Source organism: Devosia sp. (assembly GCF_965229025.1).
GTDB lineage: Bacteria > Pseudomonadota > Alphaproteobacteria > Rhizobiales > Devosiaceae > Devosia_A.
In genome coordinates, this window is record NZ_OZ245853.1 from 769,327 (window position 1) to 782,249 (window position 12,923).

Below are 12,923 nucleotides of genomic sequence, written 5' to 3' on the forward strand. Positions count from 1 at the left end.
CGGATGGCCGATAAGGTGCGCGTCTTGGTGGTCGGGCTGGGGAACATGGGCAAGTCCCATGCGAGCGCCTATCACCGCAACCCGGGGTTCGAGATCGTCGGAATCATGAGCCGCACGATCAAGTCCAAGCCCATGCCCGAAGAGCTCAAGGGTTACCCCCTCTACGAGGACTTTGACACTGCGCTCGCGGCCACCAAGCCTGGCGCCGTATCGATCAATTCCTGGCCCAATACTCACGCCGAATATGCCATCAAGGCGATGAATTCCGGCGCCCATGTGTTCATGGAAAAGCCGATAGCCACCACGGTGGCCGATGCGGAAAAGGTCGTCGCCACGGCGCGGGCCAAAAATCGCAAGCTGGTGCTGGGCTATATCCTTCGCGTGCATCCGAGCTGGATCAAGTTCATCGAGCTGGGGCAGACGCTGGGCAAGCCCCTGGTGATGCGCCTCAATCTCAACCAGCAGTCGGGTGGCCCGACCTATGACTGGCACAAGAACCTCATCGACTCCCTGATCCCGATCGTCGATTGCGGCGTGCATTATGTCGATGTCATGTGCCAGATGACCGGCGCGAAGCCGGTGCGGGTGCACGGCATTGGCGCGAAACTCTGGGCCGAGGCGGACAAGCAGAATTACGGCCACCTGCATGTGGAGTTCGATGACGGCTCGGTGGGCTGGTACGAGGCGGGCTGGGGCCCGATGATGAGCGAGGTCGCCTATTTCGTGAAGGACGTGGTGGGGCCAAAGGGCGCCGTCTCCATCGTGCCGAACCCAAAGGCGCACAAGGATGGCGTGTCGGACTCGTCGGACATCGACCAGCACACCAAGACCGACGCCATCCAGTATCACCACGCCGAGGTTGCGCCAGGTGACAAGAGCTTCCTGCGCAAGGACGAAATTTTCACCATGACAGACGAGCCCAACCATCAGGAACTCTGCGATCGCGAGCAGGCCTATTTCCTCAAGGCGATCGTCGAAGACCTCGATCTCTCGGCCTCGATGGATGCCGCGGTCAACAGCCTCCGCATCGTACTGGCGGCAGAGCAGAGCATCAACGAGAAGCGGGTTGTCGAACTCGCCTGATCACCCATAAACGCAGACATTCCAGCGACGGGCGAACGTGCCCGCCGCCCGGCGCTGCGCATCCGGAGTTTCCCAGATGTCGGTATCTGGACCATCGCCCGAATACGATCTCGTCCTTAGAGGTGGCCGCGTCATCGATGAACGTAACGGTCTCGACGGACGCTATGACGTCGCCATCAGATCCGGAAAGGTCGCGGCAGTGGCGGCCAGCATCGATCCGGGAACGAGCAAGGTGCGCGACGTCTCGGGCTGCATCGTTGCCCCCGGGCTAATCGACATTCACACCCATGTCTACCACAAGGCGACCTCGCTCAGCGTCGATCCCGGCTTCATCGCACGTCGCTCCGCCTGCACGACGCTGGTCGATGCGGGCAGCGCCGGGGCTGGCAATTATGACGGTTTCCGGGATTATGTGATGGCCCACTCGCCGTACAGGATCCTTGCGTTCCTCAATATCTCGTTTCCCGGCATCTTCGGCTTCGACAAGGATGTCTCGATCGGCGAGGCGACGGCACGTGCGATGCTGCCGGTACACCGGTGCGTTGAAAAGATCGAGGCCAACCGCGACCGCATCATCGGGGTCAAGGTCCGCATCGGCGGCATCGTCACCGGCGACCTCGGTCTCGGTGCACTAGAGCTGGCGCTGGAAGCTGCCAACGAGGTCTCGCTTCCGCTGATGACCCATATAGGACATCCTCCGCCGAGCTATTCCGATGTCGTCGACATGCTGCGGCCCGGGGACATCCTCACCCACTGCTACCGTCCCGAGCCGAACTCGGCCATCGGGCCGGATGGCAAGGTGCTCGATGCCGTGTGGCAGGCGCGGGAGCGTGGCGTGCTGTTCGACATCGCCCACGGCATGGGCGCCTTCGGCTACGACACCGCCGAGACGGCGCTCCGCGATGGCTTCAAGCCGGACCTTATTTCCTCGGACGTGCACGTCATCGCCGTCGAGGGGCCAGGCTATGACATGCTCCATACGATGAGCAAGCTGCTCAACTGCGGCCTGACCGCTGCCGAGGTGATCGGCATGTCGACCAGCCGCCCGGCACTCGCCATCCGGCACCCGGAGCTTGGCCAGCTCGGAATCGGCTCCCCCGCCGATCTCACCGTCCTTCGCGAGTACGACAGCGACTACGTGTTCTCCGACGTGGTCGGCACCCGGCGCCAGGGCTCGACCCTGTTGCAGCCGGTCGCGGTCTACCTCGCTGGCAAGGAGATGGAAGTCAGCCGCCGCCCCTTCGAGGAAAGCTTCCTCAAGGGGCATCATCACAACCATTGAGAATGCGGCAATGAGCTACAGGGCCATCTATACCTACGCCTGGGACCTCGCCGAGGATGGCGTTGCGACCTGCGTCGCCGATTTCCGACGTCTCGGCCTCGATACGGTAACGATTGCCGGCAGCTATCACGCCGGCAAGTTTCTGCGGCCGCACGGCAAGGCAGGCAAGGTCTATTTCCCGGAAGACGGCACGGCCTATTTCCACACCGGCCCGGCGCGATACGGCGCCATCAAACCGATCGCCAACAGTCTCCTCGCCGAACGCGATGTGCTGGGCGAACTGACGGCGCAGAATAGCATGGCGGTCAACGTATGGCTGGTGCTGCTGCACAACACGCACTTGGGCATGGCGCATCCGCAGGCGGTGGTGCGCAACGCCTTCGGCGATCCCTACTACTATAACCTCTGCCCCTCGGCGCCCGAGGCCCGCGCGTACGCCATCGGCCTCGCCCGGGACGTCACCGAAAGCTATCCGGTTGCTGGGATCTCCATCGAAGCACCGGGCTTTACGCCCTATGCGCATGGCTATCACCACGAGTTCGCGTTGCTCCGCTCCAACATTTGGCTCGAGAACCTGCTGGGGCTCTGCTTTTGCGACCACTGCGTCGCGGCGGCCGAAGCCCAGGGCATCGATGCCCGCCGTCTCAAGGCGCAGGTTGCGCACGACATCGCGGCTTATCTCGACAGTGACATCGACTTCCCGCCTGACATGGCCGAGGCCTTCTGGCGTGCCGATGTCGTCGCCGATGGCGATCTCCGCCGCTACATCGATTTCCGCAGCAACGTGGTGACCTCTCTGGTCGCCGATATCCGCGCCGCAGTGCGCAAAGATGTGAAGGTGGCAGTGATCCCATCAGTGGCACGGCCCACCGCCGGTGCCTGGTACGAGGGCAGCGACCTTCGCGCCCTGGGTGCCACTGCCGGTATCATCGAGACCTGCTTTTACGAGCCCTCGCCAGTGCGGGTGAAGGCCGATCTCTTCGACATCCGCCGTCGCATCGACACGGGAACGACACTGCGCGGCATCCTCCGCCCGTCGTTTCCTGACCTTTCGACCGCAGGCGAGTTTATCGCCGCCGTCGCGGCGTTGCGGGAGGGCGGCGTCGAGGAACTCGCCTTCTACAATTACGGGCACCTGCGCCGCGCCAACCTCGAATGGATCGGTGCGGCGCTGGGCGGACAATGATGAGCCGAGCATTGGCCGGCTCCACTGTCCTGGCATGGGAACTCACACGCGAAGACTTCTGAGGGGAAGCACACATGGATCGTTTGCGCATTGGTGTCATCGGGCTGGGGTGGTTCGGCGAAATCCACGCCGAGACCATTGCCGGCGTACCCAATCTCGAACTGGCGGCGCTCTGCACGCGCACGCCCGACCGGCTCGCAGCCCTGGGCGAAAAATTCGGCGTCAGGAAGCTCTATCGCGACTATCACGATATGCTCGCCGACCCCGACATCGACGCCGTCTCGATCTGCACCATGTGGGACCAGCATACCGAGCCGGCGATTGCCGCTCTCAAAGCCGGAAAACACGTCTTTCTCGAAAAGCCCATCGCCTCGACCGTTGCGGATGCGCGCAAGATCACCGCAGCCTCGAAAGGCTCGAAGGGTATTCTCTTCATAGGGCACGTGGTGCGGTTCAATCCGCGCTACCGCATGGCCAAGCAGGCGATCGATGAGGGCCGCATCGGCAGGATCGTCGCCCTCTCCTCGCGGCGCAACATTCCCGCCGCCTGGACACCGACCATCCTCAACAAGATCGGGCCGATCGTCGGCGACGCCATCCACGATACGGACATCATGCTCTGGTTCACCGGCGACCGGATCGCCTCGACCTATGCCCAGACGGTCGACGTGCGCGGCCTCAAGCATCCCGACATCGGCCAGACCATGTACCGCTTCAAGGGCGGCGCCACCGCCACGCTGGAGACGGTGTGGTGCATGCCAGAAAAGACCCCGTTCGACATCGATGAACGCATGTCGATCATCGGCACCGAAGGCATCATCCACGTGCAGGATACCTTTCCCAACCTCGGTATTGTCGATGGCGGCAAGCTGCACTCGCCCGACACGACCTACTGGCCAATGTTCAACGGCGTTCGCGGCGGCGCGCTGCGCGATGAATTCAACTATTTCGCGGCCACCGCGCTAAGCGGCGGCACGGTCACTATCGGCACGCCGGAGGACGCCACGGCCGCGCTCGAGGCAACACTCGCGGCCGAAGAGTCGGCACGGACCGGCAATGTCGTGAGGATCGGATGAGCGACTTCGTCTTCGACCATGTCGGCATCACCACGACGACCGCGCAGCCCCAGGAAGACTGGGTGGAGGCAAGCAGGATCTGGGTGACCAACCCGCGCAACCACCCCGAGCACATCGAATTCCTGCGCTATCGGGACGACAGCACAGTACCAGACGCCGTGCGCTACAACCCACATGTCGCCTACCGCGTCGCCGATCTCCAGCCGCATATCGAGGCCGCCGGCGTCGAAATCCTTATCCCGCCGTTCGTTGTTGGCGACTTCCTTGAGGTCGTCTTCGTGCGCAAGCACGGGGCGATCTTCGAGTACATGCGCTACCTCAAGGAGGGCTGGTTCGGCAACTGAGTGCTCTTTCGGGTGGAAGGCCAGGCGATTGCCGCACGGGTCACGCCGCTCGAAAAGCGGCATGAGGTTGGGGAAGACGTTGCAGACCCCACGTGTCTTGCGAGTTCAGTGATTGAAAAGATTGGTGGGCCCACCAGGACTCGAACCTGGAACCAGACCGTTATGAGCGGTCGGCTCTAACCATTGAGCTATAGGCCCTGCCGACAACGCAGCAGGCCTCAAATAGCAGGCGTACCGGAGAGGTCAACCGGAGATGGCGCGACCGGCTTGCATCACTTGGCGCGGGTGATGCGGAAGAGATTGCCTTCGATGCTGGTGATGTAGAGTTCGCCTGCCGCGTCCGTGCCGAACGAGGTGATGGCGCCGACGCCGAGGGCCGGGGTCCAATCGGTCACCTCGCCGGCCTTGCCGTCGGCGATGGCGAAGGAGCGGACGAACCCGGCGCAGAAATCGGCGAAGAAATACTGGCCTGCGAGTTCCGGGATCGCCTTGCCGCGATAGACTTGGCCGCCGGTGATCGAGCAGCCGCCATCAGCGTGAGCGTAACTGTAGATCGGGGCGATGAGGCCGGTCCTGTCGCAGGTCGCAGCGCCGAAGCAGGCGGGGCCTTCGATGCGGTTCCAGCCGAGATTGGCGCCAGGCTGGGCGAGGGGGATTGTCGAGATTTCCTCCCACTTGTCCTGCCCCACATCGGCGATGATCAGGTGATCTCCGTCAAAGGCGTTGCGCCAGGGATTGCGGACGCCGAGGGCGAAGATTTCGGGCGCGCCACCACCTGCTGCAAACGGGTTGCCGGGAGGAATGGCGTAGGGAGCGCCGCCGTTGACGTCGATGCGCAGGATCTTGCCGAGCAACTCGCTGGGGTTCTGCGCCCGCTTGCCGGGATCGCCACCGGCACCGCCATCGCCCATGCCGACATAGAGCAGGCCATCTGGCCCAAAGGCGATCCAGCCGCCATTGTGGTTGGCGAAGGGCTGCTTGATCGACAGCAGTTCGGTCGCTGAGGCTGGGTCGGCGACGTTGGGGTCAGCCGAGACTTTGTAGGCGACAATCTTCGTCGTGCCGCCGCGGTCGGTGTAGTCGACGAAGAAGCGCCCGTTGCTGGCGTAGTCGGCGTGGAAGGCGAGGCCGAGGAGGCCCTGCTCGTTGCCGGAGCTGACCTTGCTGCTGATATCGAGGAATGGCGTTTCGGTGCGCTTGCCGTCGGCGAGGATCACGATGCGGCCGGTCTGCTCGACCACGAAGAGCCGGGGATCGCCCGCCGGGGCGGTGAGCGCGACCGGCAGGCTGAGATTTTCGGCGAGCAGTTCAGGGGCAAGCCGTACATCGGGCGCTGCCTGTGCCAGGTTGGCGGAGATCGCCGCAAGAGCGGCGGCGAGCAACAGGGCGAGGCGCATGACAACTCCGGAGCGGTGGACGGGTCAGTTCACCGTGGGGGCAGAAGCCGACGTCAATGTGGCAAGCTGCGCTTCGGCGGCGAGGGCGCGCTCGCGCCACTGCGTGATGCTGAGGCCGTCGAGCTCGGCTTCGGCGGCGGGTGCCGCGGCTTCTTCGGGGAGCGGGGCGCCGCTGAGGCGAGCATGGAGTGCAGCGATATAGGCGGCATCGTCGGCGTGGAGCGTGCCAGCTGTGAACTCGCCCAGCATGCGATTGAGATCGGCGGTGGTGTCTTCGTTCATGCTGCCAGACTGCAGCAGTTCCTTGATCAGCGCGTCGACCGGCACGGGGCATTCTCCTTATTTGATTTGGCGCGCACCCTAAACAAACCCGGCGCGGGATGGAACCCGCCGCGTGCCCTCTCAGGCTGAGGCGGCAAAGCGCCGCGACAGGAAGGCGGAGCCGGCAATTCCGAAGCGCCAGGGGAGGTCGACTGCCTTGGAGATGCCGATGCGCGGGCCGATCACGATTGGCGGTGGCTCTGCCGCGAGGGTGAGCGTGAAGAGGGGATCGGCGATGCTGAGACCATCATGGCGCTTGCCGATGGCGAGGGCGGCGCAGAGTTTGCCGGGCCCGGACGCCAGTTGACGTGGGGCGCTGAGGCCCCGGCGTTCGGCCATCCGCTCGATGCCTTCAGTGGGCTCGAGGGCGCGGATCAGGACGGCGGCGGCATCTGTGCAGGCGATGTTGAACATCCAGTGCATGCCGTAGGAGCGGTAGATGTAGACCGTGCCCGGCCCCTTGAACATCGAGGCGTTGCGGGCGGTTACCCCGATATAGGCGTGGGAGGCGGGCTCGGTGGGGTGATAGGCCTCGGTCTCGACGATGATGCCGCCGACGCCGTCGACGAGCAGCGTCGCGCCCAGCAGGTCGCGGGCGACGAGGGTGACTTCACGATCGAAGAACATTGGATCGATGGCGCGGGACATGGGGCGATTGAGCCCAGGCGTCCGGCAAAATCAAGCCCGGCTTAGGAGATGCCGACCTTCTTGGTGGACTTGGTCTGGATGCGGTTGGCGGCGATGCGGAAGCTCAAGTTGACCGAATCCCCAGTGACCGACAGGCCCGCGGAGATGAGGCTGGAATTCATCGAGGCTGCGTTGGCGATGTCGGCCTGCGCCTGCGCCTTGCGCTTGATGCGTGCGGCCTCGGCCTCGTTGAAAAGCGAGGCGCGGGGCAGCCAGTTCATCGTGCGTTTCTGAATCTGCATTGGGCAATGTTCAGCCATGCGGATGAACGAATCCTTAACGTGACACAACATGACGCAGATCGAGGGTTGCGCGTCACGGGCGGCATGCCAAAACTGGGGTGTCGGTTTGGGGTGATGGATGGTGGATTCTCTGAAGTTTGGAACCAGCGGGCTGCGCGGCCTCGCGTCGGAACTGAGCGGGGCGGCGACGCAACGGTATGTCACGGCGTTCGTGGGCCATTTGCGATCGACCGGGCAGTTGGGATCGGGCCGGGTGTTTCTGGGACGGGACCTCAGGGCGTCGAGTGCGTCCATTGCGGCGGGCTGCGCGGCGGCGATAGCGGGGGCCGGGCTCGAGGCGGTGGATTGCGGGGTGCTGCCGACGCCGGCGCTGGCGCTGCATGCGATGGCGCTGGGCGCGGCGGCGATCATGGTGACGGGGAGCCATATTCCGGCGGACCGGAACGGGCTCAAGTTCTATGTCCCGGCCGGAGAGATCAGCAAGGCGGACGAGGCGGGGATTCTCACGGCATTACCAGCGCAGGCAGTGAGCGGGTCCGCACGGCCGGCCGATGCAGTGGCGCTGGCGGGAGACCGGTACCGGCAGCGTTACAGGTTCATGCTGGCGGCTGATGCGCTCGCCGGGTGGCGGGTTGGGGTGTTTGAGCATTCCTCGGTGGCACGCGACCTCCTGGTGTCGCTGCTGACGCGAGCCGGGTCTGATGTGGTACGGCTTGCGCGGTCGGAGACGTTCGTGGCGGTGGATACCGAAGCGGTGTCGGACCCGATCTATGAACCACGGCTGCGTTGGATTACCGAGCACCATCTCGATGCGATCGTTTCGACTGACGGAGATGGCGACCGGCCGCTGCTGATCGATGGCAATGGCGCGTTTGTGCGCGGCGATGTGCTGGGGCTGCTGACCGCAAGGTTTGTGGGGGCGGACCGGGTGGTGACGCCGGTGACGTCGAACTCGGCGATCGAGGGCGTCGGCTGGTTCCGGCAGGTGATCCGCACGCGGGTGGGTTCGCCCTATGTGATCGGCGGCATGGCTACCGCGGCGGCAGAGCCCGGCGGGGCGATCGTCGGGTTCGAGGCCAATGGCGGGGTGCTCCTGGGGAGCGATGTGGAGCTCTCGGGCCGGGTGCTGACCGCGTTGCCGACGCGCGATGCGGTGCTGCCGATCCTCGCGGTGCTGGGGAGCGCGGCCAAGCTCGGGCTCTCCGTGGCTGAACTGATCGCGACATTGCCGGTGCGTGCGGCGCTGAGCGACCGGCTGGCCGACGTGCCGAACGAGCGGAGCGCGGCGTTCCTTAACTACCTGGTCGCGCCGGGCCACGCGGCGACGTATTTCAGCGCAGTTGGTGAAGTGGAAAGCGTTTCTACCATTGATGGTCCGCGCTTCTCGCTCGCCTCAGGCGATAGCGTACACTACCGCGCTTCGGGCAATGCGCCGGAGCTCAGGTGCTATGTCGAGGGCGTGACGCCGGAGCGCGCGCAGGAATTGCTGGCCTGGGGGATGAACGCTGCTGCGGTGATGGTCCGGTAGTCAGCCCCGCAGCGCGACAAATACCGCGGCGCTCGCCATGATCACGCCAGCGCCGCGATTGAGGCGGCGCAGCGCCTTGGGCGACTGGAAGAAGTCGCGTGCCAAGGCGGCAAGCCAGGCGTAGCCGCAGCCGACGACCAGCAGCACGATGGTGACCACGGCGGTCAGCTCGACAAAGCCGAGAACGGTGATGGGCTGGTCAAGCGGCACCACGGTGGGCAGCAGGGCGAGATAGAAGACGATGGTCTTGGGGTTGCCGAGGGTCAGCGCGAAGCCGGCGAGGAAGGACTTCCACGCACTCTCCTCGCGCTTGGCGCCGATCTGTTCGGAGCCTGGTTTGGCGCTCCAGAACTGCCAGGCGATGTAGAGCAGGTAGAGGGCGCTGGCCCATCGGATGATCAGGATGATCGGGCTGAACCAGTGCGCGATGGCGGCGAGGCCGAAGAGCGCAAAGATCAAATAGAGCAGGTCGCCCACCAATATGCCGACAACCAGCGGGAGGGCGGCATTGAAGCCGCCGCCCAGCGCGCGGGCGACAATCGCCGCAACGCCGGGGCCGGGAACCAGCACCGCGACGAGATAGGCCACGGTGAAGGCGGTGAGGGTCAGCAGGTCCATATCAGGGCGGTCCAGTCAGGCATGCGAAGGCCGCTGGGGCCGGTTGATCAGGGCAGGCGGGCGAGGCGCTCGAACAGCAGGGCGTAAAAGCCATCGGAATCGCCCGAGCGCAGGTAGTTGACGTTCTTGGCGCGGCCGGTGACGCCCCAGTAATCGGCGACGGTCATGCCGCGGGTCAACTCGCTGGCGGTTTCGATGGCGACGTTGATGTGCCGGCCCTTGAACAATTCGGGCTTCAGCAGATAGGCGATGACGCAGGGGTCGTGCAGCGGGCCACCCTCCCAGCCGTATTTCTGCTCGTCGAAGCGCTCGAAGAATTCCAGCATCTCCGCGGTGACGGTGCCGACGCGGTTGCCCATATCGTGGAAGCGCTGCACCCGCGCCTTGGTGGTCAGCATGGAATGCGAGACGTCGAGCGGCACCTGGGTGATCGGGACACCCGAGCGGAAGACGAGGTCAGCGGCTTCGGGGTCGACATAGATGTTGAACTCGGCCGCGGGGGTGATGTTGCCGCCTTCAAAGCAGCCGCCGCCCATGAGCACGATTTCCTTGATGCGCGACACGATCTGCGGTGCCTTGACGATGGCCATGCCGATATTGGTCAGCGGCCCAAGGCAGCAGAGCGTAATCGTGCCTGGCTCATGCGCCATCAGCGTGTCGATGATGTAGTCGACGCCATGCTGGGTCTGGAACGGGGTGGTCGGCTCGGGCAGGGTGGGGCCATCGAGCCCGCTGCTGCCGTGGACATATTCGGCGGTGATCAGCGGGTGCCGCATCGGGCGCTCGCAGCCGATATAGACCGGCACATCCGGGCGGCCGGCGACCTCGAGGATCTGCATGGCGTTGTGGGCGTTCTGCGTGACGCGGACATTGCCCGCAACGGCCACCAGCGCCAGCACTTCAAGCTCGGGCGAGCCGAGCGCCAGCAGGATAGCGACGGCGTCGTCCTGGCCGGGGTCAGTGTCGATAATAATCTTGCGCGCCATCAGGCCAGGCCCTTCCGAGTGAGTCAGTTTGGTGAATCATTTTTCCCATCTTACGAAGCCATGGGCGCGGCGTCGACAAGACCGGACGTTTTGAGTGTGCCGGCCGTTAATGCTGTCGACGTCTCAGGCGGGACGCGCCGGGAGCCAAGGCCCAGTCGCACGGCACCTGCCCACTCTGGCAGCCTTGACGCGAAGGGCTGAATCCCCAACCATCGGAACCTTATTCATGAGGTTGGTATGGCAGGCGACGTAGCACAGGTTGTCGAGGCGGTGGCGCATGGTGGTGGCGTCGACTTGACCCAGGTGGTGGCGCTGCTGGCCGCCGGGGTCATCGCCGTGCCGATCTTCAAGCGGCTGGGCCTCGGCTCGGTGCTGGGGTATCTCGCGGCCGGACTGGTGGTGGGGCCGTTCGGGCTGAAGCTGGTCGCTGATCCGCAATCGGTGCTGCATGCGGCCGAACTGGGCGTCGTGATGTTCCTGTTCATCGTCGGGCTCGAGATGGAGCCCTCCAAGCTATGGGCGCTGCGGAAGCAAATTTTCGGCCTTGGCATCATGCAGGTGGCGCTCTGCGGCATCCTGTTGACGCTTGTCGGGATCGTGCTGGGCTTTCCGCCGACGGTCGCGTTCGTGGCGGGAATGGGCTTTGTCCTCACCTCCACCGCGATCGTCATGCAACTGCTGACCGAGCGGGGTGAGATGCAGACGCCGGGCGGACAGCAGATCGTTTCGATCCTGCTGCTTGAAGACTTGGCCATCGTGCCGCTGCTGGCTGTGCTGGCGCTGATTACGCCTTCGACCGGGGCGGGGGGCGATGCCGGGTCGCGTTGGCTCAGCGTTGGCCTTGCAGCGGTTTCGGTGGTGGCGGTGGTGTTTGCCGGGCGCTGGGTGCTGAACCCGGTGTTCCGGATTCTGGCGGCGGCACGGGCGCGCGAAGTGATGACGGCGGCGGCGCTGCTGGTGGTGCTGGGTGCCGCGCTGATCATGCAGGTGGGCGGGCTGTCGATGGCAATGGGCGCGTTCCTTGCCGGCGTCCTGCTCTCCACCTCGACCTTCCGGCACCAGCTTGAAGCCGATGTGGAGCCGTTCCGCGGGCTGCTGCTGGGGCTGTTTTTCCTCGCGGTCGGCATGTCGCTGGACCTCAACGTGGTCGCCGCGAACTGGCAGATCATCGCCGCATTGGTGGTGGGCTACATGCTGGTGAAAGGCGGCGCGATCTACGGGCTGGCGCGGCTGCTCAAATCGAGCAAATCCGACGCACTGGAGCGCGCGGTGCTGATGGCGCAGGGCGGCGAGTTCGCCTTCGTGCTGTTCACCACGGCGACGGCGGGCGGAATACTCACAGCGCAGACCAACGCCATGATGACGGCGACGGTGATCATCTCGATGGCGCTGACACCGTTTTCGACCATGCTGCTCAAGCTCATTCCCGAACCCGAACAGTCGATGGACGGGGTCGAGGAACCTGATGGACTGCTGGGCAATGTGCTGGTCATCGGCTTTGGCCGTTTCGGCCAGATCGCGTCGCAGCCGCTGATTGCCAAGGGCAACAAGATCTCGATCATCGACAATGACACGGACATGATCCGGGCCGCCGGGCAGTTCGGGATGAAAGTCTATTACGGCGACGGCACGCGGCTCGATATCCTGCACGCCGCCGGAGCGTCGAGTGCCGATGCGATCCTGATCTGCGTCGACGACAAGCACGCGGCTTCGGCGATTGTCGATCTCGTGAAGGGGGAGTTTCCGCTCGCCAAGGTGTTCGCCCGCGCCTTCGACCGTGGCCACGCAATCGAGCTGGTCAAGCTCGGCGTCGATTACCAGATCCGTGAGGTGTACGAATCGGCACTGGAGTTCGGGGCAGAAACGCTCAAGGCGCTGGGGTCCGATGAGGACGAAGTCGCGGAGATTGTGCTGGGTGTGCGCGAGCGCGACCGGCAGCGGTTCTCGGCGCAGATCGTAGGCGGCATGATGGCGAGCCGCGACCTGCTGCTGTCGAATGCCGAGGACCAGGCGCGCGAAAGCGGCACGGTGGCGGGGCCAACCGACCCGATCCTCGCACCCACGCCGGACGCGGCGCGGTAGGGCTTGTCAGACTGCAAGCGGCACTTGCTTTACCAGCCTGATGACTCGGATTTTATGGGACTTCCTTCCGTGTCGATTCAATGCAACAGTT

At 64.6% G+C, this 12,923-nt stretch carries 13 protein-coding genes and 1 tRNA gene; 7 read left to right on the forward strand and 7 right to left on the reverse strand.

Annotated features, from left to right (window positions below; genetic code table 11):
• Positions 1-3 precede the first annotated feature (3 nt).
• The 5 genes from ACO06J_RS03745 to ACO06J_RS03765 all read left to right on the forward strand — a co-directional run bounded on the left by ACO06J_RS03745 (position 4) and on the right by ACO06J_RS03765 (position 4,971).
• On the forward strand, positions 4-1,083 hold the full coding sequence (locus ACO06J_RS03745; protein ID WP_421759360.1) for a Gfo/Idh/MocA family protein: 1,080 nt from the start codon (positions 4-6) through the stop codon (positions 1,081-1,083).
• Between the two features lie 76 nt (positions 1,084-1,159).
• Positions 1,160-2,365: an amidohydrolase/deacetylase family metallohydrolase gene (locus ACO06J_RS03750; RefSeq protein ID WP_421759361.1), complete on the forward strand. Its 1,206-nt coding sequence runs from the start codon at positions 1,160-1,162 to the stop codon at positions 2,363-2,365.
• 10 nt (positions 2,366-2,375) lie between these two features.
• A complete protein-coding gene (locus ACO06J_RS03755; protein ID WP_421759362.1) occupies positions 2,376-3,551 on the forward strand; it encodes a hypothetical protein in 1,176 nt (391 codons plus the stop codon).
• A 74-nt stretch (positions 3,552-3,625) separates the two neighbouring features.
• Entirely contained in the window at positions 3,626-4,627 is a 1,002-nt protein-coding gene (locus ACO06J_RS03760) for a Gfo/Idh/MocA family protein (RefSeq protein WP_421759363.1), read from the forward strand.
• Positions 4,624-4,971, forward strand: a complete 348-nt coding sequence (locus ACO06J_RS03765) for a hypothetical protein (RefSeq protein ID WP_421759364.1) — start codon at positions 4,624-4,626, stop codon at positions 4,969-4,971. Before ACO06J_RS03760 ends, ACO06J_RS03765 begins: the two co-directional genes overlap by 4 nt.
• Positions 4,972-5,093: 122 nt before the next feature.
• On the opposite strand, the gene ACO06J_RS03770 is transcribed toward ACO06J_RS03765, so the two are convergent.
• The 5 genes from ACO06J_RS03770 to ACO06J_RS03790 form a co-directional block, all read right to left on the reverse strand.
• A tRNA-Ile gene (locus tag ACO06J_RS03770) sits at positions 5,094-5,169 on the reverse strand.
• Between the two features lie 74 nt (positions 5,170-5,243).
• Positions 5,244-6,368 carry a PQQ-dependent sugar dehydrogenase gene (locus ACO06J_RS03775; RefSeq protein WP_421759365.1) on the reverse strand — a complete coding sequence of 375 codons (1,125 nt, stop codon included), beginning with the start codon at positions 6,366-6,368 and terminating at the stop codon, positions 5,244-5,246.
• Between the two features lie 24 nt (positions 6,369-6,392).
• Positions 6,393-6,695 (reverse strand): hypothetical protein, encoded by a 303-nt coding sequence (locus ACO06J_RS03780; protein ID WP_421759366.1) that lies wholly within the window; start codon positions 6,693-6,695, stop codon positions 6,393-6,395.
• A 75-nt stretch (positions 6,696-6,770) separates the two neighbouring features.
• Positions 6,771-7,337, reverse strand: coding sequence for a DNA-3-methyladenine glycosylase (locus tag ACO06J_RS03785; protein WP_421759367.1), 567 nt, complete (start codon positions 7,335-7,337; stop codon positions 6,771-6,773).
• Between the two features lie 41 nt (positions 7,338-7,378).
• Positions 7,379-7,618, reverse strand: coding sequence for a hypothetical protein (locus tag ACO06J_RS03790; protein WP_421759368.1), 240 nt, complete (start codon positions 7,616-7,618; stop codon positions 7,379-7,381).
• 118 nt (positions 7,619-7,736) lie between these two features.
• On the opposite strand from ACO06J_RS03790, the gene ACO06J_RS03795 reads away from it, so the two are divergent.
• The gene (locus tag ACO06J_RS03795; protein WP_421759369.1) at positions 7,737-9,146 is read left to right on the forward strand and encodes a phosphomannomutase; all 1,410 of its coding nucleotides are present in this window, start codon (positions 7,737-7,739) and stop codon (positions 9,144-9,146) included.
• Here the strand turns inward: ACO06J_RS03795 and ACO06J_RS03800 are convergent, their stop codons facing one another.
• Together ACO06J_RS03800 and ACO06J_RS03805 are read right to left on the reverse strand one after the other, a co-directional pair.
• The gene (locus ACO06J_RS03800) at positions 9,147-9,764 is read right to left on the reverse strand and encodes a LysE family translocator (RefSeq protein WP_421759370.1); all 618 of its coding nucleotides are present in this window, start codon (positions 9,762-9,764) and stop codon (positions 9,147-9,149) included.
• 47 nt (positions 9,765-9,811) lie between these two features.
• A complete protein-coding gene (locus ACO06J_RS03805) occupies positions 9,812-10,750 on the reverse strand; it encodes a nucleoside hydrolase (protein WP_421759371.1) in 939 nt (312 codons plus the stop codon).
• 237 nt (positions 10,751-10,987) lie between these two features.
• Between ACO06J_RS03805 and ACO06J_RS03810 the strand changes: the two genes are divergently transcribed.
• Positions 10,988-12,832 carry a monovalent cation:proton antiporter-2 (CPA2) family protein gene (locus tag ACO06J_RS03810; protein ID WP_421759372.1) on the forward strand — a complete coding sequence of 615 codons (1,845 nt, stop codon included), beginning with the start codon at positions 10,988-10,990 and terminating at the stop codon, positions 12,830-12,832.
• Positions 12,833-12,923 lie beyond the last annotated feature (91 nt).

Bases quoted from the DNA above. Each gene is read 5' to 3' on its own strand.
- ACO06J_RS03745 (WP_421759360.1), top strand. From the start codon at position 4: ATGGCCGATAAGGTGCGCGTCTTGGTGGTCGGGCTGGGGAACATGGGC.
- ACO06J_RS03750 (WP_421759361.1), top strand. From the start codon at position 1,160: ATGTCGGTATCTGGACCATCGCCCGAATACGATCTCGTCCTTAGAGGT.
- ACO06J_RS03755 (WP_421759362.1), top strand. From the start codon at position 2,376: ATGAGCTACAGGGCCATCTATACCTACGCCTGGGACCTCGCCGAGGAT.
- ACO06J_RS03760 (WP_421759363.1), top strand. From the start codon at position 3,626: ATGGATCGTTTGCGCATTGGTGTCATCGGGCTGGGGTGGTTCGGCGAA.
- ACO06J_RS03765 (WP_421759364.1), top strand. From the start codon at position 4,624: ATGAGCGACTTCGTCTTCGACCATGTCGGCATCACCACGACGACCGCG.
- ACO06J_RS03775 (WP_421759365.1), bottom strand. From the start codon at position 6,368: ATGCGCCTCGCCCTGTTGCTCGCCGCCGCTCTTGCGGCGATCTCCGCC.
- ACO06J_RS03785 (WP_421759367.1), bottom strand. From the start codon at position 7,337: ATGTCCCGCGCCATCGATCCAATGTTCTTCGATCGTGAAGTCACCCTC.
- ACO06J_RS03790 (WP_421759368.1), bottom strand. From the start codon at position 7,618: ATGCAGATTCAGAAACGCACGATGAACTGGCTGCCCCGCGCCTCGCTT.
- ACO06J_RS03795 (WP_421759369.1), top strand. From the start codon at position 7,737: ATGGTGGATTCTCTGAAGTTTGGAACCAGCGGGCTGCGCGGCCTCGCG.
- ACO06J_RS03800 (WP_421759370.1), bottom strand. From the start codon at position 9,764: ATGGACCTGCTGACCCTCACCGCCTTCACCGTGGCCTATCTCGTCGCG.
- ACO06J_RS03805 (WP_421759371.1), bottom strand. From the start codon at position 10,750: ATGGCGCGCAAGATTATTATCGACACTGACCCCGGCCAGGACGACGCC.
- ACO06J_RS03810 (WP_421759372.1), top strand. From the start codon at position 10,988: ATGGCAGGCGACGTAGCACAGGTTGTCGAGGCGGTGGCGCATGGTGGT.